Source organism: Pseudoxanthomonas sp. JBR18 (assembly GCF_028198165.1).
Lineage (GTDB): Bacteria > Pseudomonadota > Gammaproteobacteria > Xanthomonadales > Xanthomonadaceae > Pseudoxanthomonas_A.
On record NZ_CP116339.1, the window covers coordinates 1838988 to 1865649 of the forward strand.

General features: G+C 69.2%; 18 protein-coding genes. 10 read left to right on the top strand and 8 right to left on the bottom strand.

Features of this window, described 5'->3' with window-relative positions; all coding sequences use genetic code 11:
- Positions 1 to 502 precede the first annotated feature (502 nt).
- A complete protein-coding gene (locus tag PJ250_RS08360) occupies positions 503 to 3166 on the top strand; it encodes an ATP-binding protein (protein ID WP_271648122.1) in 2664 nt (887 codons plus the stop codon).
- The gene (locus PJ250_RS08365) at positions 3144 to 3863 is read left to right on the top strand and encodes a response regulator (protein ID WP_271648123.1); all 720 of its coding nucleotides are present in this window, start codon (positions 3144 to 3146) and stop codon (positions 3861 to 3863) included. The genes PJ250_RS08360 and PJ250_RS08365 overlap by 23 nt, the downstream gene beginning before the upstream one ends.
- Before the next feature lie 2 nt (positions 3864 to 3865).
- Here PJ250_RS08365 and PJ250_RS08370 read toward each other — a convergent pair whose 3' ends face one another.
- The 5 genes from PJ250_RS08370 to PJ250_RS08390 form a co-directional block, all read right to left on the bottom strand.
- Positions 3866 to 4414 carry an SH3 domain-containing protein gene (locus tag PJ250_RS08370; RefSeq protein WP_271648124.1) on the bottom strand — a complete coding sequence of 183 codons (549 nt, stop codon included), beginning with the start codon at positions 4412 to 4414 and terminating at the stop codon, positions 3866 to 3868.
- A gap of 59 nt (positions 4415 to 4473) precedes the next feature.
- A complete protein-coding gene (locus tag PJ250_RS08375) occupies positions 4474 to 5274 on the bottom strand; it encodes a MipA/OmpV family protein (RefSeq protein WP_271648125.1) in 801 nt (266 codons plus the stop codon).
- 104 nt (positions 5275 to 5378) lie between these two features.
- The gene (locus tag PJ250_RS08380) at positions 5379 to 5654 is read right to left on the bottom strand and encodes an EF-hand domain-containing protein (RefSeq protein WP_271648126.1); all 276 of its coding nucleotides are present in this window, start codon (positions 5652 to 5654) and stop codon (positions 5379 to 5381) included.
- 146 nt (positions 5655 to 5800) lie between these two features.
- Complete coding sequence (locus tag PJ250_RS08385; protein ID WP_271648127.1) at positions 5801 to 7108, bottom strand: ATP-binding protein; 1308 nt, start codon at positions 7106 to 7108, stop codon at positions 5801 to 5803.
- Positions 7105 to 7824 (bottom strand): response regulator, encoded by a 720-nt coding sequence (locus tag PJ250_RS08390; RefSeq protein WP_271648128.1) that lies wholly within the window; start codon positions 7822 to 7824, stop codon positions 7105 to 7107. The genes PJ250_RS08385 and PJ250_RS08390 overlap by 4 nt, the downstream gene beginning before the upstream one ends.
- A 290-nt stretch (positions 7825 to 8114) precedes the next feature.
- On the opposite strand from PJ250_RS08390, the gene PJ250_RS08395 reads away from it, so the two are divergent.
- From PJ250_RS08395 to PJ250_RS08430, 8 genes are all read left to right on the top strand, one after another.
- On the top strand, positions 8115 to 9272 hold the full coding sequence (locus PJ250_RS08395) for an efflux RND transporter periplasmic adaptor subunit (RefSeq protein ID WP_271648129.1): 1158 nt from the start codon (positions 8115 to 8117) through the stop codon (positions 9270 to 9272).
- 11 nt (positions 9273 to 9283) lie between these two features.
- Positions 9284 to 12325: an efflux RND transporter permease subunit gene (locus PJ250_RS08400; protein WP_271648130.1), complete on the top strand. Its 3042-nt coding sequence runs from the start codon at positions 9284 to 9286 to the stop codon at positions 12323 to 12325.
- 4 nt (positions 12326 to 12329) lie between these two features.
- Positions 12330 to 15398, top strand: a complete 3069-nt coding sequence (locus PJ250_RS08405; RefSeq protein WP_271648131.1) for an efflux RND transporter permease subunit — start codon at positions 12330 to 12332, stop codon at positions 15396 to 15398.
- Positions 15395 to 16828: an efflux transporter outer membrane subunit gene (locus PJ250_RS08410; protein ID WP_271648132.1), complete on the top strand. Its 1434-nt coding sequence runs from the start codon at positions 15395 to 15397 to the stop codon at positions 16826 to 16828. The genes PJ250_RS08405 and PJ250_RS08410 overlap by 4 nt, the downstream gene beginning before the upstream one ends.
- A 397-nt stretch (positions 16829 to 17225) precedes the next feature.
- Entirely contained in the window at positions 17226 to 17612 is a 387-nt protein-coding gene (locus PJ250_RS08415; protein ID WP_271648133.1) for a BlaI/MecI/CopY family transcriptional regulator, read from the top strand.
- A 2-nt stretch (positions 17613 to 17614) separates the two neighbouring features.
- Positions 17615 to 19327, top strand: coding sequence for a M56 family metallopeptidase (locus PJ250_RS08420; protein WP_271648134.1), 1713 nt, complete (start codon positions 17615 to 17617; stop codon positions 19325 to 19327).
- A gap of 236 nt (positions 19328 to 19563) precedes the next feature.
- Complete coding sequence (locus tag PJ250_RS08425; protein WP_271648135.1) at positions 19564 to 20211, top strand: hypothetical protein; 648 nt, start codon at positions 19564 to 19566, stop codon at positions 20209 to 20211.
- A gap of 8 nt (positions 20212 to 20219) precedes the next feature.
- Entirely contained in the window at positions 20220 to 21539 is a 1320-nt protein-coding gene (locus PJ250_RS08430) for an XVIPCD domain-containing protein (protein ID WP_271648136.1), read from the top strand.
- A gap of 103 nt (positions 21540 to 21642) precedes the next feature.
- Here the strand turns inward: PJ250_RS08430 and PJ250_RS08435 are convergent, their stop codons facing one another.
- The 3 genes from PJ250_RS08435 to PJ250_RS08445 form a co-directional block, all read right to left on the bottom strand.
- A complete protein-coding gene (locus PJ250_RS08435) occupies positions 21643 to 22830 on the bottom strand; it encodes a ribonuclease H-like domain-containing protein (protein WP_271648137.1) in 1188 nt (395 codons plus the stop codon).
- A gap of 115 nt (positions 22831 to 22945) precedes the next feature.
- Positions 22946 to 25486 (bottom strand): DEAD/DEAH box helicase, encoded by a 2541-nt coding sequence (locus tag PJ250_RS08440; RefSeq protein WP_271648138.1) that lies wholly within the window; start codon positions 25484 to 25486, stop codon positions 22946 to 22948.
- 187 nt (positions 25487 to 25673) lie between these two features.
- Complete coding sequence (locus PJ250_RS08445) at positions 25674 to 26384, bottom strand: outer membrane protein (RefSeq protein ID WP_271648139.1); 711 nt, start codon at positions 26382 to 26384, stop codon at positions 25674 to 25676.
- Positions 26385 to 26662 lie beyond the last annotated feature (278 nt).

Here is a 26662-nt window from a genome sequence, read left to right on the forward strand (position 1 = left end):
CTGGTCAACACGCCCCGGGCGGCACGCCTGCGCTTCGCGCAGGTCCGCTACGCGACGAGGGATTTTTGGAAGGGACATCTATGTCCCTTCCAAAAACGTCGCACCTCCTTATGCGGCGCCCTACGGGTCTTGTCCTCGTCGCTTCGCCGTGCCTTACGGGGGGGCTCAAAGCAAAAGCAGAGCAACCGCCTGCTCTCGCTGTTGCGGTTGCTCCTTGCTTCCCTGTCTGAGCCGTAAAGCGAGCCGAGCATCGCAGGAAAAGACGGCCGAAGAGGCGCCCTGTTTGAGCGAAGCGAGTTTGGGCGCCGTGCCGTTTTTTCCGAGAAGCGCAGGGGACCGGCGCGCAGCGCCGGATCGCGTCCCGGCGAGTAGCGGTTTTGGTGACTTTTGCCGCGACAAAAGTCACTCGCGCCCGCAGGGCGCGAAAGCACTGCTTTCATGCGATTCACAGCGCAGCAACCCAAACACCAAAACCAACAGCAACCCACGCACAATCACCGCCATGACCGACTCCCGCACCCGCCAAGCCGACGCCCTCATCGAGGGCCTCGCGCGCGAACACGGCGGCAAGCTCACCGTGTTCCTCGGCGCCGCTCCCGGCGTGGGCAAGACCTACGCCATGCTCAGCCGCGCACGTGAGCAGCTCAAGCGCGGCACCGATCTGGTGGTGGGCATCGTCGAGACCCATGGCCGCAGCGAAACCGCCGCCCTAGTCCAAGGGCTTCCCCAGCAGCCGCGCAGGCACCTGGCCTACCAGGGCCACCTGCTGGAGGAGCTGGACCTGGATGGGCTGCTGGCGCGCAGGCCGGCGCTGGTGCTGGTGGACGAACTGGCCCACCGCAACGTGCCGGGCAGCCGTCATGAGCGGCGCTGGCAGGACGTGGCCGAGCTGCTCGACGCCGGCATCGACGTGTGGACCACGGTCAATGTGCAGCACCTGGAAAGCCTCAACGACATGGTGCTGCGCATCACCGGCGTACGCGTGTCCGAGACCGTGCCCGATGCGGTGTTCGACCGGCTCAACGACATCGTGCTGGTCGATCTCCCGCCGCGCGAACTGGTCGAGCGCCTGCAGCAGGGCAAGGTCTACCTGCCCGAACAGGCCGCCCAGGCGCTGCAGGCGTTCTTCTCGCCATCCAATCTCACGGCCTTGCGCGAGCTGGCGATGCAGACCGCGGCTGAGCATGTGGACAATGCCCTGCGCGAGGACGCGACCGCGCGCGGCCAGACCGGGGTGCCGTTGCGCCGGCGCGTGCTGGTGGCCATCGACGGCGGCGGCCAGAGCGAATACCTGGTGCGCGTGGCGCGGCGCATCGCCGAGCGCCGCGGCGCGCCGTGGACGGTGGTGACCGTGCAGCGGCGCGCCTTCGACGCCAAGACCCAGCAGGAGATCGATCGCGCCTTCGCCCTGGCCCGTCGCCTGGGCGGCGAGGCCGAGCTGCTACATGGTCCGACCATCGCCGACGCGCTGCTGGACCACGCCGCACATAATGGCGTGTCCACGCTGGTGCTGGGGCGCACGCGCGAGCGGCCGCTCGCGCGCATGGTCAACCGCACCCTGACCCAGCAGCTGATCCAACGCGGCGCGCACCTGGAGATCAACATCGTCAGCACGCCCGCGGCACGGGCGCGGGCGCGCCGTGGCATCCATGCGCTGCCGCAGCGACTGAGCCGGCACGACCTGGGCTTTTCGCTGCTGGCGACCGTTGCGGCGGTCGGCTTGTCATGGCTGGCGCAACGCTGGATCGGGCTGGACGACCTGTCGATGGTGTTCATCGTCGCGGTGGTGGTGGTGGCCGCGCGCACACGCATGGCCGCGGCGGTGCTGACCGCGGCGCTGTCGTTCCTCTCGTACAACTTCTTCTTCATCGCTCCGCGCTACACCCTCCACATCAGTGCCCAGCAAGGCGTGGTGACGGTGTTCCTGTTCCTGGCCGCGGCGCTGGTGGCCGGGCGCCTGGCGTCGCGGCTGCGCATGCAGGTGCTGGCGCTGGCCGCCGCCAATCGCCACGCCACGGCCATGCAGCAGCTCGGGCGCGAGCTGGCCACCGCCGCGGACCTGGGGCAGGTGCTGCAGGCCGGGCGCCGGGCGATGGAGCGGGCGCTGGACCTGCAGGCCTGGCTGCGGGTGGGCGAGGTGGTCGAGGCCGCGCCGTCGGCGACGCTGGGCGAGCTCGACCTGGCCGCCGCGGCATGGACCCAGCGACATGGCGCGCCCAGCGGGCGCCACACCGATACGCTGGCCGGCGCCGGCTGGTGGTTCGTGCCGATGACCGCCAGTGAAAAGGCCACCATCGGCGTGGCCGGCCTGCGCCTGGAGCCAGGTCAGCCGCGCCTGGGCCTGGAGCACCGTCGCCTGGCCGAGGCCATGGTCGAGGACATCGCCCAGGCCGCGCTGCGCACGCAGCTGGTGGGCGACCTGGAGAGCGCGCGCATGACCGGCGAGACCGAGCGCCTGCGTTCGGCATTGCTCTCCTCGGTCTCGCACGATCTGCGTTCGCCACTGGCGGCGATGATCGGTTCGGCCAGCAGCCTGTCCAGCTATGCCGAAGCGATGCCGCTGGAGGACCGCCGCGCGCTGCTGGAGACCATCCTCACCGAAGGCGAGCGCCTGGACCGCTACATCCAGAACCTGCTCGACATGACCCGCCTGGGCCACAGCGGTTTGACCCTCAACCGCGACTGGATCGGCGTGGACGAGCTGGTGGGTTCGGCCGTGCGTCGTCTGCAGCGCTACCAGGCCAGCGCCAAGGTCGAGGTGTCGCTGGCGCCGGAGCTGCCGATGATGTGGGTGCATCCGGCGCTGGTCGAACAGGCCGTGTTCAACGTGTTGGAGAACGCAGCCAAGTTCTCGCCGCCCGGCGAAGCGGTGCGCGTGTCCGCGCGCCTGGCCGAAGGTGCGCTGCGCATCGACGTCGCCGACAGCGGACCGGGCATTCCCGAAGCCGAGCGCGCGCGGATCTTCGACATCTTCTACACCGTCGAACGTGGCGATCGGGGCCGCCACGGCACCGGCTTGGGGCTCACCATCTGCCAGGGCATGATCGGCGCGCATGGCGGCAGCGTGGAGGCGCTTCCCGGTCAGGATGGACGCGGTACGCTGATCCGCATCACCTTGCCCCTGCTGCAGCCCCCGCCCCGCGATGACACCGACGACTCCGACTGACGCCTGCACCTCGCCCGCCCGCGTGCTGGTAATCGACGACGAAACGCAGATCCGCCGCTTTCTCGAGATCTCCCTGCGCGCGCAGGGTTACGCGGTGCTGCAGGCCCACGATGGACGATCCGGGCTGGAAACCCTGGCCACGCACGGCGCGGACCTGGTGATCCTGGACATCGGCCTGCCCGATCTGGATGGACATCAGGTGCTGGCCCAGCTGCGCCAGTGGAGCCAGGTGCCAGTGCTGATGCTCAGCGTGCGCGCAGCCGAAAGCGAGAAGGTCGCCGCGCTCGATGCGGGGGCCAACGACTACGTCACCAAGCCGTTCGGCACCCAGGAGCTGATGGCGCGCGTGCGCGGCCTGCTGCGCCAGCAGGTGCTGGCCGATGCCAGTGCGCCGCCGGTGTACGACGACGGCCATCTGCGCGTGGACCTGATCCATCGCGAGGTGCAGCTCGATGGCGCCCCGGTGACGCTCAGCCGCAAGGAGTTCGCGCTGCTGTCGCTGCTGGTGGCCAACGCCGGCCGCGTGCTGACCCAGCCGCAGCTGTTGCGCGAGGTCTGGGGCCCCACCCATACCGAGGACACCCACTATCTGCGTGTCCTGGTGGCCAAGCTGCGCACCAAGCTGGGCGACTCGGCGCTGCAACCGCGCTACCTGGTGACCGAGCCGGGCGTGGGCCTGCGCTTCGTGGGGGGTTAGCCTCAGCGTGCGCGGTCCACCCGCACGCAGCCGTGTCCATTGCACGCGGTGGTGCTGCGGTGCGCGGGCTCGGCGGGTCTGACCACGGTTCGGCCGGTGTGGGCACAGCCCTGGTCATTGCAGGCCGTTGCGCCACGGTGGACCACGGTGACTGAGGGCTCGCTTGGCCAGTGCGGATACCAGGGACGGCCCACGTAGTGGCGCTCCCAGTAGCCATGGTCGAAATGCACGACGGTCAGGCCGATGCTGGGGGCCAGCACTGGCGTGAGGACCACCAGGCGCTGCGCCTGGACCACGCGGATGTAGGTCGCCGACACCCAGCCTCGATGACCGCCCCAGGCGACGTCGCACCAGGTGTAGCCCGGCGTGCAGCCATAGGTGACCAGAGTGACCTGGGCCGGCATGGCCACGACCAGCGGATACGTGGTGGCCGGACCGGCGCGCAGGTTGACCCGGGTGGCGGTGACCACGGTGGTGGCCTGCGCGGCGCCGGTGGTCCCCAGGACCAGACCGGCCGCGATGAGCAGGAGAACGAAACGATGGCGTTGCACGAGAAGGCTCCTTCGACGAGGCGAAAGTGGACGGGAGGTGGGCAACTCCGCGCGCGGATTCAGAACCGACGCGCGACGAACAGCGACATGCGCACCGGGGTGTCGTCTTCGACCAGGGGACTGTCGCGCGCGTGGCCATGGAGCTGCGCCAGCTGCAGGCCGGAGCCGACGATCCACTGCGGACTCAGGGCGATGCTGGCGCCCAGGTTCAGCGCGATCTCCTCCAGGCCGCCTGCCGGGTCGTAGGCCGCATAGCGGGCGCTGCCGGTGGGCACGCCATACCAAGTGCGCATGTGTTCTCCATCGGACCAGGTGGCCGACGGCCCGAGGGTCAGGCGCAGGCGTGGGTTCGGCTGAAAGGTGCGCTGCAGGCGCAGGGTGGCGGTCTTGCCCTGGTCGCTGTCACCCATCGATCGGGTGGCGGTGAGTGTGGCCGAGAACCCGTCAGCCGCCCAGCGGGCGAAGACCGAGCCCATGCCCGCGCGGTCGATGTCCTCCACGCCGGCCGCGCGCTGGGCATCGGTCGCCTCGCGCGGATCGTTGGCCTGCGCGGACAGCGCCGCGCCGAAGGTCCAGTGCGCGCCGACGGGCAGGGCCATCCCCGCCTGCAACGGCGTGCCGCCAAAGGGATTGCCCAGGTAGAAAGGGACCTGGGTGAAGCGCACGTTGAGGACCGGCAGGATGACGGTGCGTTGGTCGTCGCCGCCGGGCGTGTCGGGGATGGACGCCACACCCAGGCCGACCAGGCCGTGGGCGGCCGTGTCGTCGGCTGCCGAAGGGGGGACGTCATCGGCGGCCAGCGCCGGGGTAGCCAGGGTGACCAGCGCCAGCAGGGTGGACGAGGCAGTCAGGGAAGCCATGGCGGATCTCGCGAAAGAAGGTCCCTGCCCGCCGGTGGAGGGGGTCCGGTGGTGCCTGTTGGCCCGGCGGGCAGGGAGAAGGGAGACGTGGGGGAGGGTGCGGCTCAACGGCCGCCCATGGCCTGCTGGGAGAACGCCTTGATCTGCTCGAGGGTCACGTAGCCGTTGCCGGCCTGGTCGATCTTGGAAAAATTCTTGGCCAGGCGCGGCATGCCTCGCTCGGCTTCGGCCTGGGTCAGCTTGCCGTCGTGGTCGGCGTCGGCCTGGTTGAAGCGCGCTTCGAGCTGCTGGGCGGCCTGCTGGGCGCGGCCACCGCTTTGCGGTGCAGCCAGGGCCAGGGTGGGCAGGATCAGCAGGGCGGTCATGACGAGGGTTCGCATCGGGTTCCTCCGGGGGTTCATGAAGTCCGGTCGGGACGATCCCGGCGCGGTGGAATCATGCTAGGAACCGCCCGGGCGCCAGGTGTTGCGCCGGGTAGGGAGGATGTTTCAAACCCTGACAGTGGGCCTGCGTCGACAGCGCCGCTTCAGCTGCCGGGCGTCTCGATGGGCAGCAGCAAGGTGGCGCGCAGCCCGCCCTCGTGCGGGCTGTCCAGGCGCAGGCGGCCGCCGTGCACGCGCGCCAGGCGATCGACGATGGCCAGCCCCAGGCCAGTGCCGCCACCGCCCGAACGCGCCGCATCGGCTCGGGTGAACGGGCGCAGCAGGTGCTCGACCTGATCGGCGGGAATGCCCGGTCCGCGATCACCCACGCAGATCGAGAGCTGCTGGCCGCGGCGCTGGGTCTCCACGGTCAGGCCCTGCCTGCCGTAGCGCGCGGCGTTCTCCATCAGGTTGGCCACCGCGCGCTGCAGGGCCAGGGCGCGCATGGGCACCGTGCCCACCGCATCATCCAGGTACAGCGCGAACCAGCTGCCGCTGTCCTCGAACTCGGCGGCCAGCTGCCGGATCAGGGTGTTGACCTCCACCGGCGCGGGCGCCTCGTCGCCTTCGGTGCGGCCGAAGTCCAGGAACTTGGTGAGGATCCGGTCGATCTGCTGGATGTAGACGCCAGCGCGCTGCTCGTCGAGCCGGCCTAGCGCCAGGGCCAAGCGCAGCTTGGTCAGCGGCGTGCGGATGTCGTGCGAGATGCCGGCCAGCATCAGTGCGCGCATGCTGTCGTTGCGCTCTAGATTCTCGGCCATCCAGTTGAACTGGCGTGCCACGGCCGACAGCTCCGAGGGCCCGTCCTCGTCCAATCGCTCCGGCGCGCGCCCGCTGCCGACCGCGCGCGCGGCGCGTTGCAGTTGGCGCAGCGGACGATTGATGCGGCGCTGGATCAACCAGGCGGCCAACAGGCTCAGGCCGGCGACGATGGCCGACACCGTGACCGCCACGGTCATGGCGCGGTTGCGCAGCTGCGTGTGCAGCGGCACAGTGACGTGATAGGTCCGCGCTCCCAGGCTGACGCGCATGAAGACCTGCCCGTCGGCGTTGACCATCGGCTGGCTGTCCGCCGGCAGCCGGGCCTTGAGCTCCCTCAGGAAGTCCTGCATCCATGGTCCGCCATCGAGCTGCGTGGCGGGTCCAGGCTGCGTCGGCGCCTCGGTGATGCGCAGTGGGCCCTCGGCGTTGATCCGCGCGATCGCCGCGCGCCGCGCCTCGGGCGAGAGGCTGGATAGCACGATGCGCTGGGTGCTGATCTGCGAGACCACCAACTGCGCCAGCCCCTCGGCGCGCGGGCGCTGCACCAGGTGGTAGAACACCGCGAAGGTCGACACCACCAGGGTCACCGTCAGCGCCATCAGCAGCACGACGTTGCGCGCCAGCAGCGAGCGTGGCCAGAAGCGCTTCATTCGGCCGAATCGGGGACGAACATATAGCCTACGCCCCACACCGTGCGCACGAAGCGTGGGTTGGACGGATCCACTTCGATCTTGCGGCGCAGGCGCATCACCTGCACGTCAAGGCTGCGATCCAGCGCCTCGTATTCGCGCCCGCGCAGGCGGTCCAGCAGGTGCTCGCGGCTCAGCGGCAGGCCCGGGCTGGCCGCCAGCACGCGCAGCAACTGGAACTCGGTACTCGACAGCGGCACCGGCGCATCGCCGTTGAGCACTTCCATGCGGGTCAGGTTGAGGGTGTAGGGGCCAAAGCGCATGACGTTGCTGCCCGCCCAATGGCCTTCGCCGGCGCTCATCGACTGCCGGCGCAGGGCCGACTTGAGCCGGGCGATGAGCTCGCGTGGATCGAACGGCTTGGCCAGGTAGTCGTCGGCGCCCATCTCCAGGCCGACGATACGGTCCACCGACGCCCCGCGCGCGGTCAGCATCAGGATCGGCAGGGTGCTGCCTTCGGCGCGCAGCCGGCGCAACACCGACAGCCCGTCTTCGCCGGGCATCATCAGGTCCAGCACCAGGGCATCGTAGGGCTCGCGGCGCAGGCGTTCGTCCAGTTTGCTGGCCGAGGCCAGTGCCTGCACTTCGAAACCGTGCTCGGTGAGATAACGGCGCAGCATGTCGCGCAGTTCCAGATCGTCGTCAACGATCAGGATGCGGGAGGACCTGTCTTTCACGTGAGCTCCGGCGCGTGGATTGGGCGGCATTCTTTTCGTCGCGCCGCCGCTACGCAACCGGCCCGAATGCCGGGAAAAATACCGCGTATCGCGCAAATCCCGCCGCCACGGGGGTTTGCGCGCACGGCAGCGGCTTTTGCTGTTACCGCTTGTTACAAAGTCGGTGCAGTTTGAAGCGGACCGGCGGGCGTGCCTGCCTACCATGCGCCCGGCCTCGTCGGAACGCGAGGCCCGTCCGGCGGCGCATGTGTCGACCGGTGCCACCCTCACTGCCTCCCTCGGTGAACTTCTTGAAGACGTCCCGCTGGCGCCGCTTGGCGCTGCCTGCATTGCTCGCCGGTGTCCTGCTGCTGATCGTGGTCGCCCTGACGCGCCATCACGGGCAACAGGACGACCAGGCCGCCCAGCCACGGGTGGTGCGTACCGTCACCCCGCAGGTGCGCGACATGCCGATTTACCTCGACGCGGTGGGCACGGTGGTACCGGCATCGATGGTCACCGTACGCACCCAGGTGCAGGGCACGCTGGCCACGGTCGACTTCCGCGAAGGCCAACCCGTGCAACGCGGCGACCTGCTGGCCACCATCGACGATCGCGAACTGCGCGCCCAGCTGCGAGCTGCCGAAGGCGCGTTGGCACGCGATCGGGCGCAGTTGGCCAACGCGCGCCGCGAGCTGGAACGTACCCGCGCACTGGTGGACATCGGCTCGGCCTCGCGCCAACAGCTCGATGCGCAGGACACCGCGGTCAAGCAGGCCCAGGGCGTGGTCGAGGCCGATACCGGCAGCGCGGGCCAGCTGCGCGTGCAGCTGGGCTACACGCGCATCACCGCGCCCATCGACGGCATCGCCGGCCTGCGCCAGGTCGATGCCGGCAACCTGGTCAGCCCGGGCGATGCCGATGGCTTGGTGACCCTGGCCAGCACCACGCCGACCACGGTCAAGTTCGCCGTGCCGGTGGCGCAGCTGGCCCAGGTGGTGGCCGCGCGCAAGGCAGGCGAGGTCACCGTGGACGCCCTGGCGCGTGATGGCGGCGATGTGCTGGCCAGCGGCACGCTGCAGGCCATCGACAACCGCGTGGATGAAGCTACCGGCACGGTGATGCTGCGGGCGCGCTTCGACGATGCTGCCGGTGCGCTGTTCCCCAACCAGTTCGTCAGTGCGCGCCTGCATGCGCGGATGCTGGATGACGCGCTGGTGGTGCCGCTGCCGGCGATCCGCCAGGGCACGCAGGGCGCGTACGTGTTCACCGTGCGCGAGGGCAAGGCGCACCTGCAGCCGGTGCAGACCGGCCCCAGCCTGGATGGGATGGGCGTGGTCAGCGGCGACGGCCTGGATGCCAAGGCACAGGTGGTCGTCGAGGGTGTCGATGCGCTTGAGGACGGTGTGGCCGTGCGCGTGGCCAGCGACGCACCGGTGGACACCGCGCCGGCCGACGCCGGGCGCTGAGCGGCCTGCCCATGAACCTGTCTCGTGTCTTCATCGGCCGACCGGTGGCGACCGCGCTGCTGATGGTCGGCGTGCTGGTCGCTGGCCTGATCGGCTACCGCAGCCTGCCCATCTCGGCCCTGCCCGAAGTGGATTACCCCACGCTGCAGGTCTACACCGAGTATCCCGGCGCCGGCCCGGACGTCACCGCCGACACCCTGACCGCGCCGCTGGAGCGCCAGCTCGGGCAGATCGCCGGCCTGGAGAAGATGCGCTCGACCAGCGCCAACGGCGCCTCGGTGATCACCCTGCAGTTCGGTCTGAGCACCTCGCTGGATGAGGTCGAGCAGGACGTGCAGGCGGCGATCAACGCGGCCAAGGCGCGGCTGCCGGACGACCTGCCGTATCCGCCGGTCTACAGCAAGGTCAATCCGGCCGACACCGCCGTGCTGACCCTGTCGATGACCTCCGACATCCTGCCGTTGACCCGGGTGCAGCAGCTGGCCGAGACCCGCATCTCGCAGAAGGTCTCGCAGATGACCGGCGTGGGCCTGGTCACCGTCAGCGGCGGCCAGCGCCCGGCGGTGCGGGTCACCGTGGATACGCGCAAGCTGGCCGCGCATGGCCTGAGCCTGGCCGATGTCGACAGCGCGCTGGCCGCCGCCAACGTCAACATGCCCAAGGGCACCCTCGACGGCCCGCAGGTGGCCTATGCCATCGGCGCCAACGACCAGCTGGAGGACCCGGCCGACTACGCCGCCCTGGTGCTGGCGTGGCAGCACGGCGCCCCGCTCACCCTGGGCCAGGTGGCCGATATCGTCACCGGCGCGGAGAACACGCGCCAGTCCGCCTTTGCCGGCACTACGCCGGCGATCCTGATCAGCATCCAGCGCCAGCCCGGGGCCAATGTCATCCAGACCGTGGACGGCATCCGCGCCGCGTTGCCGGCGCTGTCGGCCGCGCTGCCGGCCTCGGTTCACCTGACCGTGCTCGGCGACCGCACCGAGACCATTCGCAGCTCGGTGCACGACGTGCAGGTCGAATTGGGCATCGCCATCGTGCTGGTGGTGGCGGTGATCTGGGTGTTCCTGCGCAACTGGCCGGCCACGCTGATCCCGGGCATCGCTGTGCCGCTGTCGCTGGTGGGCACCCTGGCGGTGATCTACACGCTGGGCTTCAGCCTCAACAACCTCACCCTGATGGCGCTGACGGTGGCCACCGGCTTCCTGGTCGACGACGCCATCGTGATGATCGAAAACGTCAGCCGCCACATGTCGCTGGGCAAGCCGCGCATGCAAGCCGCGCTGGAAGGCGCCGGGCAGGTAGGCTTCACCATCGTGTCGCTGTCGGCGGCGCTGATCGCGGTGATGATCCCGCTGCTGTTCATGGGCGACGTGGTCGGGCGGCTGTTTCGCGAGTTCGCCGTGACCCTGTCGGTGGCGATCGTGGTCTCGGCCGGCGTCACCCTGACCTTGGTGCCGATGCTGTGTGCGCGCCTGCTCCAGCCCGAGGCCGAGCCCGACCAGCATGCGTTCTTCGTGCGGCTTCAGCGCGGCTACGCGCGCCTGCTCGAACGCCTGCTGCATCGGCGGGCTGCGGTGATGCTGGCGGTGGCGGTCGCCACCTTGCTGACCGCTGCGCTGTTGTGGGGGTTGCCCAAGGGGCTGTTCCCGGTGCAGGACACCGGCATGCTGCAAGGCGCGGTGCAGGTCGATGCCGGCAGCGCCTTTGCGCGCATCCAGCAGCGCCAGGAGGCCGCGGCCCGGCTGGTTGTCGCCGACCCGGCCGTGGCCCACGTGTCCATCAGCGCCGGCGTGGACCAGACCAACACCACGCTGGGCACCGTGCCGCTGCTGGTGGCGCTCAAGCCCGGGGGCGAGGGCAGCGCCGAGGTCATCGCGCGGCTGTCGGCCAGGGCGCGTCAGGCCGGCCTGGGGCTGCAGCTGCGTTCGGTGCAGGACCTCACCCTGGACACCCAGTCCTCCGCATTGCCCTATGCGATGGGCCTGGAATCCACCGACCGTGCCGCGTTGGCGCAGTGGACGCCCAGACTGATGGCGGCGATGCGCACCGACCCCGCCTTCGCCAGCGTCGACAGTCAGGCCATGCGACGCGGCCTTGAAGCGCGCCTGGACGTGGACCGCGTGGCGGCCTCGCGCCTGGGCGTGAGCATGCGCAGCATCGACCAGGCGCTGTACGCGGCTTACGGGCAGAGCCAGGTCTCCACCCTCTACACCGACCTGAGCCAGTACCACGTGGTGCTGGCCGCCAGCGGCGGCCTGCGCAATGTGCAGGAGGTGCTGGACCGCATCCACGTGCCAGGCGCCAATGGCACACCCATCGTGCTGTCCACCCTGGCGAAGCTACGCGTGCAGGCCGCGCCGGTGACGCTGGAACGGCAGGGCCAGTTCCCCTACGCCGATATCGGCTTCAACCTGGCCCCGGGCGTGTCCCTGGGCGATGCGGTGGACACGCTGTCCCGGCTGGAACACGACATCGGACTACCGGACTCGATCACCCCGCATCTTGAGGGTGCGGCGGGCAGCTTGTCCGGCGCCATGTCCGGCCAGGCGGTGCTGATGCTGGCCGCGGTGCTGGTGGTCTACCTGGTGCTGGGCATGTTGTACGAAAGCTTCATCCACCCGCTGACCATCCTGTCCACGCTGCCCTCGGCGGTACTGGGCGCGCTGGCCGCGCTGTGGATCAGCGGGCTGCAGTTCGACGTGATCGGCACCATCGGCGTGGTGCTGCTGGTCGGCATGGTGATGAAGAACGCGATCATGATGATCGACTTCGCCCTGGAGCTGGAGCGCGAGGAGGGACTGGACGGCATCGAGGCCATCCGCCGCGCCTGTGAACAGCGCTTCCGTCCGATCCTGATGACTACCCTGGCCGCGCTGCTGGGCGCGGTGCCGCTGGCCTTCGGCAGTGGCATGGGCGCCGAGCTGCGCCACCCGCTGGGCCTGGCCATCATCGGCGGGCTGATCGTCAGCCAGCTGCTGACGCTGTTCTCCACGCCGGTCATCTACCTGCTGCTGCGCCCGGTCGAACAGGCGCTGGCCAGGCGGATCTGACGCCATGGCCCGCGACCTGTCCGGCCCGTTCGTGCGGCGCCCGGTGGCCACCACGCTGTTGGCCATCGGCATCACCCTGTTGGGGCTACTGGCATTCCGCTTGCTGCCGGTGGCCTCGCTACCGGATGTGGAATTCCCCACCGTCCAGGTGACCGCCAACCTGCCCGGTGCCGATCCGCAGACCGTGGCCACTGCGGTGGCTACGCCGCTGGAGCGCCAGTTCACTTCGATCGCCGGTATCACCGACATGACCTCGGTCAGCTACACCGGCTCGGTGCGCATTGTGATCCAGTTCGACTTGGCGCGCGACGTGGACGGCGCCGCGCGCGACGTGCAGGCCGCGATCAACGCCGCGCTCAGTCGCCTGCCCGACGACATGGATGGCGTGCCCACTTACCGCAAGGTCAACCCGGCCCAAGCCCCGGTAATGGCCCTGGCCTTGACCTCGCAGACCGAGGACACCGCCAGCCTGTACGACGCGGCCTCCACCGTACTGCAGCAGAAGCTCCTGCAGAGCGAGGGCGTGGGCGACGTGCAGGTCGGCGGCGGCGCCCTGCCGGCGGTGCGTGTGGAACTGGACGGCCAGCGCCTGAACCAGCACGGCATCGGCCTGGACCAGATCCGCCAGCTGCTGGGTGGGGCCAATGCGCGCGGCGCCAAAGGCAACGTGCAGGTGGGCGATGCCGATTACGCGCTGGCGGCCAACGATGGCCTGCAGCAGGCCGCCGCCTACCGCGATCTGGTAGTGCGCGACCACGACGGCGCGGTCACCCGCCTGTCCGACCTGGCGCTGGTCACCGATTCGACCGAGAACACGCGCAGCTACGGCGTCATGAACGGCAAGCCCGGCGTGGCCCTGATCATCAGCAAGCGTCCCGGCGCGAACGTGGTGGACACCGTTGACCGCGTGCGCGCGCTGCTGCCCGAGCTGCGCGCCGCGCTGCCGGCGACCATGCGGCTGGAGGTGATGCTGGACCGCACCCAGACCATCCGCGCCTCGCTGCACGAGGTGGAGCTGACCCTGCTGGTGTCGGTGCTGCTGGTGATCGCAGTGACCGCGGCGTTCTTCCGCGACTGGCGCGCCACGCTGGTGCCGGCGGTGGCCGTGCCGCTGTCGCTGCTGGGCACCTTCGCGGTGATGTGGGCGCTGGGTTACAGCATGAACATCCTCTCGCTGATGGCACTGATCGTGGCGGCGGGCTTCGTGGTCGATGATGCCATCGTGGTGGTGGAGAACATCATGCGGCACCTGCAAATGGGCAAGTCGCGCGTGCAGGCCGCGCTGGACGGTGCGCGCGAGGTGGGCTTTACCGTGTTCTCCATCAGCATCTCACTGGTGGCGGTGTTCATCCCCCTATTGCTGATGTCCGGGCTGGTGGGGCGGCTGTTCCGCGAGTTCTCGGTGACCCTGGCCGCAGCGGTGCTGGTGTCGATGGCGGTGTCGCTGACCATCACCCCGATGATGAGCCGCATGCTGCTGCGGCCCGGCGCCGGCAATGCGCACGCGGACGGCCGGGGCGCCTCGCCCGACGGCTTCTATGGGCGCACCCTGCGCTGGACGCTGCAGCGTCCATGGTCGATGGCCTGGATCACGGCCGGGGTGGTGGTGCTGGGGCTGGCGGTATTCGCTCTGATGCCCAAGGGCTTCTTCCCCCAGCAGGACACCGGGCTGCTGCTGGGCCAGGTCTACGGGCCGCAGGACATCGCCTTCGCCCCGATGCGCCAGCGCTTCACCGGCCTGGTCCAGACCCTGCGCCGCAACCCCAACGTCGACCAGGTGATCGGTGTGATCGGTGCGACTGGCGGAACCGCCTCTAACACCGGCGCGCTGTACGTGACCCTCAAGCCGCTGGGCGATGCGCGCCAAGACAGCGCCGATGAAGTGGTCGACCAGCTGCGGCATGCCTTCGCCGACGAGCCCGGCATGCAGGTCACCCTGCAGGCGGTGCAGGACATCGGCGTGGGCGGGCGCCAGGCCGCCGGGCAGTACCAGTACACGCTGTCCGGCGACGACCGCGCCGCGCTGGAAGCCGTCGCACCGAAGGTGGAGGCCGCGATGCGCAGCGTTGGCCTGATCACCGATGTCAGCTCGGACCTCATGGACGGCGGCCTCAAGGCACAGGTGCAGGTCGACCGCGCCGGCGCCGCGCGCCTTGGCCTATCGATGCAGGCCATCGACCAGGCGCTGTACGACGCCTTCGGCCAGCGCAGGGTGTCCACCATGTACCGCGAGATGAACCAATACCACGTGGTCATGGGCCTGGACCCGGCGCAGGCCGGCAAGGCGGCTACCCTGGACCGGCTGCACGTCACCGCCGCCGACGGCGCGCTGGTGCCGCTGTCGGCCGTATCGCGCTGGGACACGCGCAGGACCAGCATCTCGCAGTCGCACCAGGGGCAGTTCCCGGCGGTGACGCTGTCTTACAACCTCAGTCCCGGCGCCTCGCTCGGTCCGGCACAGAAGGCGGTGGAGCAGGCCGTGGCCCAGCTGCACCTGCCCGCAGGGGTCACCGCCGCGCCCGCCGGCAACGCCAAGGCGTTCAAGGACACGGCCCGGACGATGCCGTTGCTGATCCTCGCCGCGCTGGTGGCGGTCTACATCGTGCTGGGCATGCTCTACGAGAGCCTGCGCCATCCGCTGACCATCCTGTCCACGCTGCCCTCGGCCGGCATCGGCGCATTGCTGGCGCTGGCGGTGTGCGGGTTCGAGTTCAGCATCATTGCCTTGATCGGCGTGATTTTGTTGATCGGCATCGTCAAGAAGAACGCGATCCTGATGATCGACTTCGCCCTGCAGGTGGAGCGGACCGAACACCTCACTGCGCACCAGGCCATCCTGCGCGCCAGCCTGGTGCGCCTGCGCCCGATCATGATGACCACCCTGGCCGCGCTGCTGGGCGCAGTGCCGCTGATGCTGGGCAGCGGCTACGGCTCCGAATTCCGGCGCCCGCTGGGCACGGCCATCATCGGCGGGCTGATGCTCAGCCAGCTGCTCACCCTGTATTCCACGCCGGCGATCTACGTGCTGATGGATCGCTTCGGCCGACACCGTCGCCATGAGGCCACGCCATGACCCGACTCCCCCGATCACGCGGGCGCCTGCTCGTCCGCGTGCTGCTCCCGCTCACGCTCGCCGGCTGCATGGCCGGCCCGGACTACGTGCGCCCCACCATGCCGGTGCCGGCGCAGTTCACCGAGGGCGACACGGTGTGGAATCGCACCCAGGCGCCTGCCGCCGATTCGTCTGGCGCCGCCTGGTGGCAGGCCTGGCACGACCCGGTGCTCGACGCCCTGCAGCAGCGGGCGCAGCAGGCGAACCTGTCCATCGCCACGGCGAACGCCGCCTGGCGTCAGGCGCAGGCGGCCATCACCCAGGCGCGCGCGGCGGCCCGGCCGCAGGCCAGCGTGGGCGTGACCCAGGGCCGCAGCGAGAACAGCGTCGCCGCCCAGGGCCTGGACGAATTGGCCGACGGCCGCCCCCGCGACACTGCCCAGGCGCAGGCGACGCTGAGCTGGGAGCTGGACCTGTGGGGCCGCACCCGGCGCGCGGTGGAAGCGCAGGGCGCCCAGGCCCAGGCCTCGGCCGAGGACCTTCGCGCGCAGTGCCTGAGCATCGCCGCCAGCGTCGCCAGTACCTATCTGTCACTGCGCCAGGCCGATGCCCAGCTTGCGCTGCTGGACGAGCAGGTCCAGGCCAACGCCGCGCTGCTTCAGATGACCGAGGCCGCGCACCGGCTGGGCGCCGCCTCGCCCGATGACATCGTCCAGGCCCGCAACAACGTCGATGCCAGCACGCTCGCGCGCGAGGCCACCCGCGCGGCGCGGGCCAAGGCGCTGCATGCGCTGGCCGTGCTGACCGGGCAGGCACCGGCCGGCTTCACCGTAGAGGCAATACAGGGCTACGTCTTCGCCGCGCCGGCTCCGCCGACGGTGCTGCCGGCGGATCTGCTGCGCCGCCGCCCGGACGTGCGCGCGGCCGAGGAGCAGGTCCGCGCCGCCAATGCGCAGATCGGCGTGGCCAGAGCGGCGTACTTTCCCAGCCTGGGACTGTCGGCGAGCGGGGGCTATGTCGGCGCCAATGTCGACGACCTGCTCGACGCGCCGCTGCGCACCTGGTCGGTCGGCGGCCAGCTGCTGGCGACACTGTTCGATGGCGGCGCACGCCGCGCCCAGGTGGCCCAGGCACAGGCCGCCTACGACGGCACCGTGGCGCGCTACCGGCAGAGTGTGCTGACCGCGTTGCAGGACACCGAGGACGCGCTGTCCGACTACCAGCACCAGGAGCGCCAGGCCCTCTACGCGCGCCGCATGGAAGACGATCGCCGCGCTAGCTGGCAGCGCCGTCAACAGGGCCTGGCGCTGGGCACCTCGGCCAAGCGCGACGCCCTGGTGGAAACCCTCAGTCTGCTCGACGCCCGGCAGAACGCGCTGGACACCCAAGCCACGCTGTCGCAGGACGCGGTGGCGCTGTACAAGGCCATCGGTGGCGGCTGGACACCCTAAGCGCGTCCCCACAGCACCCGCCTCACGCGTGTCGCCGCGTCTGCCGGCGCTACGCCAATAGCGCGGCCATGCGCGCGGCATGATCCTGCAGGCCCGCAGCGATGACCCTGGCCTACCGCAGGTTTCACGCAGCGCGCCCTCGCTCAGAAGGCGCATGGCATTAAGCCGCGCCTAATAACGATTGGAAGGCGGTTGCTAGCGAGAAGATGGACCCTGAATTTTCGCCGCATTGATGTTGTGGAAGGCTCGCATTCAACCGGGAAGTCGCTTGGCCCACGGCTTCTTCCCAAGCGCAGGGAGATCTCTCCACCGCTCGTCGGCAATGACCTTCGGCACGCTTGACTACAGGTGTCGTCACGACTAGCTTTGACTACAGGTGTAGTCAAAGGAGACGGCCATGCGCCGCAAGAGCATCGGGGACCAGGAACTGGCCCTGCTTCAGTACATCGGGGAGCGGGGCGAGGCGACGGTGGGTGAGGTGGCGGCCGGCTTCGGCGAGACGCGCGGGCTGGCGCGCTCGACCGTGCTGACCATGATGGAGCGCCTGCGCACCAAGGCTTACCTAAGCCGCAAGCAGGTCGGAGGCGTGTACCGCTATGTCGCCACGGCCGGTCAGGACGATGTGGTTCAGGGTGCGGTGGCCAGCTTCGTGGAGAAGACGCTGCAGGGTTCGGTATCGCCCTTCGTGGCCTGGATGTCCCAGCGCAGCGAGGTCAGCGACGACGAGCTGGCCGAGCTCGAAGCCCTGGTCTCCAAGCTGCAGTCGCAGCGCAAGGAGGGTTGAGCGTGGACGCCTTCGCTTCTGAATTGATCACCCGCCTGGCCACGACCAGTGTGCAGACCGCACTGCTGGTGGCGTTGGTGTGGGCGCTGTGCCGCGCGCTGCCACGCCTGCCGGCGTCCACGCAGTGCTGGCTGTGGTGGACGGTGGCCCTGCAGGTCGTGATCGGCCTGGTCGCCGCCCCGCTGGAACTGCCGTGGCTGCCCGCCGCCGCGCCCGTCGCGGAGGCGCCCACCGCCTTCGTCACCGCCACCGAAGCCGCCGCGCCGCTGGCGCTCGCATCGGGCGCCGCGCCGCTGTGGACGCTGCCGACCTGGCAGACGGCGCTGCTGGCGCTGTGGATCGCCGGGATCGCCGTGATGGCCTCGCGCACCCTGCTGGACTGGCGTGCCAGCCGCGCGCTGGTGCGGTCCTCGCGTGCGTGCGATGACGCCACGCTGGTCGGTGCATTGCGCCTGGCGGCTGAAGCACATGGCCTGCGCGAAGCCCCGCCGCTGCGCCTGTCCCATCACACCACCTCGCCGCAGCTGGTGGGTGTCGTGCGCCCCGTACTGTTGCTGCCGGCAGGCGAAGCGGCCCGCATCGGCGACGACGACCTGGACATGGCCCTCACCCACGAGCTGGTCCACCTGCGTCGTCGCGACCTGTGGTGGGGCCTGCTGCCCGCGTTGGCCCAGCACGTGGCCTGGTTCCATCCGCTGGTGCATGTCGCACTGCGCGAATACGGCGTGGCCCGCGAGGCCGCCGTCGATGCCGCGGTGGTGGCTGGCAATCGCCATTGCCGCGGCGACTACGGCCGCCTGCTGGTCCGTCTCGGTGTCGCGCCGAAGCCAGGCGTCGGCCTGGCCAGCGCCTCCCCGTCCTTCATCACCCTCAAACGGAGGCTGCTCATGCTGCAGAACACCCGCACCTTCCCGCGCTTGGGCGCGGGCTTGATCCTGGCCGTGGTCGCCGTGGCGGGCGTGACCCCGCTGCGCCTGGTCGCCGCTCCGCAACAGGTCGATCCCGCACAAGCGGCCGCATCCGCACCGGATGCACCGCCCCCACCGCCTGCCGCGTTGCCGGCAAAGCCCACCCTTCCGCCACCGCCGGCCAACAAGAGCAAGCGCGTCCCACCGCCGCCTCCGGCGCCGCCGGCACCTCCGGTGCCGCCGGCCGCGCCCGCACCACCGGCCACCTCCATCACCGGCCTGCATATCCCGGACAAGGGCAGCAATACGGTGTGGTTCGAGCGCGATGGCGCGCAGTACGTCATCAAGGACGCCGCCACGGTTGAACGCCTGCGCACGCTGCACGAACCCAGCAAGCGCCTGGGCGCACAACAGGGCGAGCTCGGCCGCCAGCAAGGCGCACTGGGACGTGAGCAGGGGGAGCTGAGCCGGCAGATGGTGGCCATGGGCCGCGAGATCGCACGCAAGGCGACCGAGGAAGCGCGCATTGCGATGCAGGCCAGCCACGGCGCCGCGCAGGACGAAGCGATCGCACGCCAAGCGGCGGACGCCGCGCGCGCCGCAACAGAGCGGGCGACCGAGGCCATGCAGCGCAGCGGCTTGACGGCAAAGATCGAGGCCTTGGCGCGGGAGCAGGCCGAACTGGGCGTGCAACAGGCCGAGCTGGGCAGGCAACAGGCCGAGCTCAGCGAGCAGGCGGCCAAGGATGCCGAGGCCGTCCTCGAGCGCGCCATGCGCAGCGGCCTGGCCCAGCGCATCGACGGCTGATCTGCAGACCTCGATCGCTTTCTTTCCCCGCGCGCTTGGCGACGTGACGCGGGGATCCGGTCGCTCCGGAATCGGAGCGGACCCTTTCTCGCGCGACCGTCCGCGCCCTTTGCGATGGATGACGCAGATCGGGCAGTGCCGTGCCTTGGCGCGTTGATCCCAGTCGCGAATTCGGGTTAGATCGGGGCAGGCCTGCTGGGAGCCGGCCGATCTTCCCCTCGCCAAGGACGCTGCCCATGAAATCCGCATCGGTCATCGCGCCCGGCCTCATCCTGGCGCTCGCCGCCACCGCCTGTGGATCCACGCCCATGCACAGCCAAGTCCCGCGCACTCATGTGGACGTCAAGGACAACCAGCCGCCAAGGCCGGTCATCCAACGCAACCCCCATCCCACCGCCTATGAGGTGACCGTCGCCATCAAGGACGCGCCGGGGCCGTTCGAGGTGGTCAAGGCCGCGATGCAGTACGAGGTGTTGGAGCCGAGCTGCCGTCCTGACCTGGGCGGCATGGCCGGCACCCGCGCCAGCCTGCTCGAGTGGATCCCCGTCGAGTTGCACAAGCAGGCCGACGACACCTATCGCGGCACGATCTACGACGGCTTGTTGAAGGATGAGGACTACTACGGCCTCGGCGTCTGCCACTGGTCGCTGGTGACGGTGCAGTTCAAGCTTCTTAAGAGCCTTCAAGAGAGCGACCCAAGTTTTTCGTACCACCTTTGGCACGAAGATCTTCAGCACGCTACGCAGGTGCCCGCCTATTTCCCCCGGAGCGCCTACAACGACACGAGTTCCGAAGGCATCGCGTTCCCTGGTGTCGACTCGCCTGAGAAATTCAAGCCTGAAGCGCGCGACAAACTCTTTGTGATGAGTATTTCCATCAATTAGGAAGCATCATGACGGTCTCGACGGAAGCGAGAGCTGTACTGGCAGCGGATGCCTACGAATTCCACCCGCGCGATAAGTGGGAGGAAGGCGTTGATGCCGATGGTGTCAAGTACGTAATTGTCAACCAGGTGTCGCGCCCGAGCGGATACCAGGGAACGCTCTATAAAAATATCGACACGGGCGAGCTTGTCGTCGCGCATCGTGGGACGGAATTTGACCGACAATTGGTCAAGGATGGTGTGTTGGCGGACGGCGGCATGGTGTTGGCGGGCGTCAACAGCCAGGCAGAAGACGCAAAAGCTTTCACCGAATCGGCGATGCGTGAATATGAGCGCCTGGGCCGTCACGGCTACGAGACGTCTCCTCCCATCGTAGTTGGCCACTCCCTCGGCGGAACGCTCGCCCAGATCACTGCGTACGAGTACGGACTCAAGGGCGAAACCTTCGACGCATATGGCGCAGCTGGGCTAACCCTGCACATCCCGGAAGGCGGGCAAGACGTCATCAACCACGTGCGTGCGACCGATTTCGTGAGCGCGGCCAGCGCGCACTATGGCGATGTCAGAACCTACGCGACCGAGCAGGACATCGCCGCGCTCAAGGAGCATGGCTATGCAAATGATCATCGCGTGCTGACCGATCTGCGCAATCCCTTCGGGGTGGCGTTCGGCGTCGGAATCGCCGCGCACTACAGCGGCAACTTTTTGCCCCACAATCCCGAAGGCGGCGGTTCGATCATCAACGCCGACGACGCGGCGCGCTACGCCGAGTATCAGCCGATGGTGGACAAGTACCGCAACGACATCCATCTGGTGCATCAGGGCCTGGCGCTGCCTCGCAACGTCGTACATGGCATCGGTGATGTGTTCGGGCACGGCCGGGAGGCGTCGCAGCCGGTCGGCGGCGTGGTGCAGCCTGCTGTCGTGCCGGCGCCAGCGCACGCGGCGCTGCGCCTGGACCCGATGTTCCAGCAGATCCAGGGCCACGTGGCACAGCTGGATGCAAGCCTGGGGCGCATCCCGGATGCGGCCAGCGAGCGCATGAGCGCCAGCCTCTACGCCAGGGCCGTCGAGTCCGGCATGACCCGGGTCGATGGCATCCACCTCAGCGTCGAGGGCACCCAAACGCGTGCCGGCGAGCGCGTGTTCGCCGTGCAGGGCGCGCCAACCGACCCCGCGCACCTGCGGACCTCCGTGTCCACGGAGGAAGCGGTCCAGGCACCGGTCGAACAGTCCTTCACCCAGGCCGCGCAGCAGCGGGCCATGCAGCAAGGCCTTGCGCAAACGCCGCAGGTGCAGGCCGAGTCCATGGGCGCGCTCTCGCGCTGAGGAGCATCAGGCGGGCCAACGCCGTTCACGAGGCGGCCGCGTGCCGTCCAAGCCTCTGGTGTGATCCTGACGATCACTGAGGCAACCCGCCACGCGGTCTTGGCTACGGTGCTTCCTCGAACACCAGAACCTCGCGGTCGTCTTCCTCGGCCTGCACCAGGCGCTGGAGGAGCTGGGCGAGCGTGACCACGTCCTGGTGGTTGTGCTCGGCCACGCGGCGCAGGTTGCGGGCACTGCCGCCGCGCAGGTAGGACAGCCACGCGGCAGGCGCTTCGGAACCGGGCAGGTCGTCCTCGCGCACGATGCGCAGCAGCTGGCGTTCGATGGTGGACAGCTTGCAGTTCTCCCAGGTGCCGCGGTACCGGCGGCGCGTGGGGTGCAGCAGGTCCACGTGGTCCAGCGCCGACAGCGGCTCGATCTGGCGCGCCAGCCGATAGCGGGCCTTGAGCAGCGGCGCGTCGTAGCTGCGGCCGTTATAGCTGCACAGCACGGTGCTCGGTGAAAGCCACTCGGCGAAGGTGCGCAGCATCGGGCCTTCGGCCGCCATCGTGGACATCATCAGCTGGCGGATGCGCAGCCCTTCGGTGCCGTCGGCCTGCACGTGCCAGTCGGCTGCGCCGATCATGAAGGCCCGCGTGCCGGTGCCCCCGGCCAGTCCGGTGGTCTCGGTATCGAAGAACAGCAGGTCACGCGGCGGCACCGCTTCCTCGTGGCGCCGCGCGAAGGCCAGCGACAGCGCGGCGCGCGGGATGGCCTGCGGCAGGAAGGCCTCGATCAGGTGCAGCCCGGGCGAGCGTTCGCGGCCGGGCAGCTGGCGATCCCGAGAGGCGGGCTTGCGTGCCGGTACAGACGCGGCGGGCCTGCGTTCGCGCGTGGCGATCAGCTTGCGCAGCGCGTCCACGTTGCGCGGTTGCAGGCTGCCACGTGGCGCTTCGTTGGCGGCGGGGCCAGCGGGTGCATCCATCCAGTCCAGCACCGAACGCGCGCGCTGCGGCTTGGCCTCTTCCGCGCTGCGGTCGCGCGGTTTCCGCCCATGCGTGGCCGCGGCGTCCGGCAGACATGCATCGCCGTCCGACAGCTGGTGGGAGGGCTGTTGGTTCGTTCGCTTGGAGGATGCTTCCTGCGTGCGCCGCGGTGGTTGCACCGCCTGGGCGTTGGCAACCCCGGCAGACACCGGCGCGGCCGATGCGGCAGGTGCCTGAGTCGAAGACTGCGCCACCGGAGCCTCACGCACGGTTCTGTCGCCCGCCTGTTTGCGCAGCGCACGCAGGCGATCCGCGTTGATGCTCATGCGCGTTGCCCCGCTTGCCGTGGGAGCGGCCATGGCCGCGATGGCTTGGTCGGGAACGCCCGATCGCCGCCATGGCGGCTCCCACGAGGGTTGCAGACAACATTGCGTGCCGGAATCACGGTAGCGTCTCCAGCGCCGCGCGATCGTCTTCCAGCGCTTGCAGCGCCGGATCGAGCGGCGCGAACACGGCCTGGTCGTCGAAGGCCTCGCCACGCTGCACGTCGGCGTCCAGGTCCGACAGCAGTGCCAGCACCTTCAGCGCCAGCGTCTTGGGCGAGGCGCCCTTGCCGTCCTCGTGTGCGGCCAGTACCGGGCCGACGCAGGCTGGGCAACCGGCCTTGCAGTCGCAGCGCTGCACCAGCTCGCCTGCGCGCTGCACCAGTTCGCCCTGCCGCAGCCACAGCGGCTCGCTCAGGCCCACGCCACCGGGGAAGTTGTCATAGAGATACACGGTGGGCACGAAGGCCTGCTCCAGCTCCACCGTGCCTTCCTGCCCGTCCACGCCGCGCAGCTGTCCGCGGCCGGTCTGGTCGGCCATCGCGAACCACGCGCCATCGCCGTTGCCCACGGCCTTTTGCAGGTCGCGCGCATCGGCCATCACCGCCACCGTGGCGACCACGTGCAGCGCATACGAAGCCCCCAAAAACCCATCCAGCGCATCCTGCTTGCTGGCGAACGCCTTGCCCAGCGTCGCCTGCGGCAGCTGCCACCAGAGCGCGGTGGTGTGCAATTCCTGGTCGGGCAGGTTGACCGGGCCGTAGCCAATGTTCTCGTGGGTGTAGTAACGGATCTTCTTGTAGCCGCTCACACGTCGCACCACGTGCACCTCGCCGTGATGCGCATCGCCGCGTCCGGCCGGCCCGCCGTCGAAGCGCTCCAGCACTTTCAGCTTGGTGTAGTCGATGCTGTCGGTGTAGTAGTCCACGTGCGTGCGGGTGACGTAGGCCTTGCGCCCGTCCCAGTCCAGCCGCTCCACCTGGTAGGGCGTGGACTGCACCATGTGGATGGCGCCTTCGTACAGGGTCAGCGCCGCGGCCGAATAATCCACCTCGGCGATGATGGTCTGCTTGCCGTCGGTCTTGTCGACCACCACGAAGTTGCCGTCGGCCACCGAGCGCAGGCTGACCGCGTTGGCCGGATAGCTGTCGGCGATCCACTCCCAGCGATCGCCTTCCTGGTGCACCACCTCGCTTTCGGCCAGGGCTTCCAGGTACACCAACGGATCGACCGGACCGAATGGCTCGCCCGCGTTGAACGGCAGCTCGAACGCCGCACAGCGGATGTGGTCGAACAGGATCAGCGGCTGGTCCGGCGCGGTGCGCGCATGCTCGGGCGGTGCATCGGCGAAGAAGTCCGGATGTCGCACCACGTACTGGTCCAGCGGCTGGCTACTGGCCACCAGTACGCCCAGCGATGGCTGCTGGCGCCGGCCCGCCCGGCCGAAGCGCTGCCAGGTCGCGGCCACGCTGCCCGGATACCCATTGAGGATCACCACATCCAGGCTGCCGATATCCACGCCCAGCTCCAGCGCCGAGGTGCTGACGATGCCGTCGATGGTGCCCGCGCGCATGGCGCGCTCGGCCTCGCGGCGCTCGGTCGGCAGGTAGCCGCCGCGATAGGCGCGGATGCGTGGGGCTTTGCGCGGGTCGTGGTCGAAGATGTCCTTCAGATACTTGGTCAGCACTTCCACCATCAGCCGGCTCTGCGCGAACACCAGCGTCTTCAGGCCCGACTTGATCGCAATGCGCGCGATGCGGTTGGCCTGCGAGCGCGCCGAGGCGCGCAGGCCCAGGTCGGCATTGACCACCGGCGGGTTCCACAGCAGGACGTGCTTGTCGCCAGTGGGCGCGCCCGACTCGGTGATCGCGTGCACGCGGTCCTCGATCAGCGCCTCGGCATGCGCCTGGGGATTGCCGATGGTGGCCGAGCACAGGATGAACTGGGGATTGGCGCCGTAGAACGCGCAGATGCGCTTGAGCCGGCGCAGCACGTTGGTGACATGGCTGCCGAACACACCGCGATAGGTGTGGATCTCGTCGATCACCACGTAGCGCAGGTTCTCGAAGAACTGCGCCCACTTGGTGTGATGCGGCAGGATCGCCTGGTGCAGCATGTCCGGGTTGCTCACCACGATGTCGCCATGCAGGCGGATCGCCTGGCGCGCATCGCCAGGGGTGTCGCCGTCGAAGGTGAAGGCCTTGACCCCCAGCTCGCCGGCGCGGTTGAGTTCCAGCAGCTCGGCCACCTGGTCCTGGGCTAGCGCCTTGGTCGGGAACAGATACAACGCCTTGGCCTTGGCCGTCATCGCCGCGCTTACGACCGGGAGCGTGTAGCACAGCGACTTGCCGCTGGCGGTGGGCGTGACGATGGCCACATGCGCGCCACGCTGGCTGGCCGACCACGCCTCGGCCTGGTGCGCGTAGAGCTGCTCGATGCCGCGTGCGCGCAGGGCTTGCGCCAACGCAGGCGGCACGTCCTCGGGGATCGGCGCATAGCGGCCCTCGCGCCCGGGCAGGGTGAAGCTGCCGGTGATGCGGTCGGCATAGCGGCGTTCCAGTCGCGCGGTGAGCAGCGCGCCGTCCTTCGATGGCTGCCCGTCGGTGGTGGCCAGGGCGCGCTCGGCGTCCTCGGTGCGGCGGGCCAGTGCGTGGGCCATGGCGGATCATCCCCAAAGACGCGTAGGGAAGCCCATGGTCGTCTCAGCGCGTGAGACGCCTTGCCGGCCAAGCACTTAGACGCCGGTGGGACCTTCAGGCCACCGATGCATTCGCTTGCTCGATACCGAACACGGGCACCCGAAGGTGCCCGTGCGGTGCTTTCAATGCGGCCTTGCAGGCGTTGGATCAGAACGCGTATTCAGCCGAGATGCCCAGCAGCGCGGTGGAGCGCTTGGGGCCATCGAACTTGTCGCCGGTGACCGGGTCGCGCAGTTCGCCGGACTTGGCGCGGAAGTAGTCGTAGTGCAGGCCCACGCTGAAGTTCTTGGTGGCATTCCAGCCGGTGCCCACGCCGGCATACCAGCTGTTGCGCCCATCGTTGCCGCCGCTCTTCAAGCCCAGCTCCTGGCCTGCGGAGTTGTAGTAGTTGGCGTTGTTGTCCGAGGCGCGGAAGTAGCCACCGCGGGCGCCCAGGTACCAGGACGGGGTCAGGTTGAAGCGGGCATTGCCGCCCAGGGTCCAGCCGCGCAGCGCGTTCTCGCTGTCGTGCTCATCGACCGGGTCGTCGTTGAAGGCATTGCTGACCTTGATGTTGCCCAGGTCGGTGTATCCGCCTTCCACGCCCAGGCCCCACTGCGGGCCCAGCTTCCAGCGATAGCCACCGCCGAGCTGGTAGCCGGTACGGCGTCCGTCACGGCTGTGGAAGGTGTTGAAGTCGCCGCTACCAAAACGATCGGCCGTGCCGCCGTCAGTACGGCCCACACCGCCGGACACGAACCAGTTGCCCTGGCCAGTGGCCAGGTCCGGGCGATAGGTATCGCCACCGGCGCTCTGGGCAAAGGCGGCAGGCGCGGAAAGGGCAGCCACGATGGCTGCAGAGATCATGATTTTTTTCACTTATGACTTCCTTTAGTGCTGGGCGGTTCATGTCAAAGCGAAGCGACATGCCGCAATTGGACGCCGACCGGGCTGGGTGCGACGTGGGCGCCAGTAGAGACTTTTCGACCTGAAGCGCGTCGAAATATTCACGTTCTTCGAAGCTTGCTTTAACGCGTGATTCAAAGCTGGTTCAAAGGCATGAGCGTGGCGCGAAACTCACTGCGAAAGTGGACTGCCGAACTAACATCCGCGCCAGCCGTGGCTGCTGAATACAGCGTCAAGCGGTTGCTTTACGG

Excerpts from the sequence above, each read along its gene's own strand:
- PJ250_RS08415 (WP_271648133.1), top strand. The coding sequence starts at position 17,226 with ATGCGCCGCAAGAGCATCGGGGACCAGGAACTGGCCCTGCTTCAGTAC.
- PJ250_RS08360 (WP_271648122.1), top strand. The coding sequence starts at position 503 with ATGACCGACTCCCGCACCCGCCAAGCCGACGCCCTCATCGAGGGCCTC.
- PJ250_RS08380 (WP_271648126.1), bottom strand. The coding sequence starts at position 5,654 with ATGCGAACCCTCGTCATGACCGCCCTGCTGATCCTGCCCACCCTGGCC.
- PJ250_RS08425 (WP_271648135.1), top strand. The coding sequence starts at position 19,564 with ATGAAATCCGCATCGGTCATCGCGCCCGGCCTCATCCTGGCGCTCGCC.
- PJ250_RS08400 (WP_271648130.1), top strand. The coding sequence starts at position 9,284 with ATGAACCTGTCTCGTGTCTTCATCGGCCGACCGGTGGCGACCGCGCTG.
- PJ250_RS08375 (WP_271648125.1), bottom strand. The coding sequence starts at position 5,274 with ATGGCTTCCCTGACTGCCTCGTCCACCCTGCTGGCGCTGGTCACCCTG.
- PJ250_RS08385 (WP_271648127.1), bottom strand. The coding sequence starts at position 7,108 with ATGAAGCGCTTCTGGCCACGCTCGCTGCTGGCGCGCAACGTCGTGCTG.
- PJ250_RS08410 (WP_271648132.1), top strand. The coding sequence starts at position 15,395 with ATGACCCGACTCCCCCGATCACGCGGGCGCCTGCTCGTCCGCGTGCTG.
- PJ250_RS08365 (WP_271648123.1), top strand. The coding sequence starts at position 3,144 with ATGACACCGACGACTCCGACTGACGCCTGCACCTCGCCCGCCCGCGTG.
- PJ250_RS08405 (WP_271648131.1), top strand. The coding sequence starts at position 12,330 with ATGGCCCGCGACCTGTCCGGCCCGTTCGTGCGGCGCCCGGTGGCCACC.
- PJ250_RS08430 (WP_271648136.1), top strand. The coding sequence starts at position 20,220 with ATGACGGTCTCGACGGAAGCGAGAGCTGTACTGGCAGCGGATGCCTAC.
- PJ250_RS08440 (WP_271648138.1), bottom strand. The coding sequence starts at position 25,486 with ATGGCCCACGCACTGGCCCGCCGCACCGAGGACGCCGAGCGCGCCCTG.
- PJ250_RS08435 (WP_271648137.1), bottom strand. The coding sequence starts at position 22,830 with ATGAGCATCAACGCGGATCGCCTGCGTGCGCTGCGCAAACAGGCGGGC.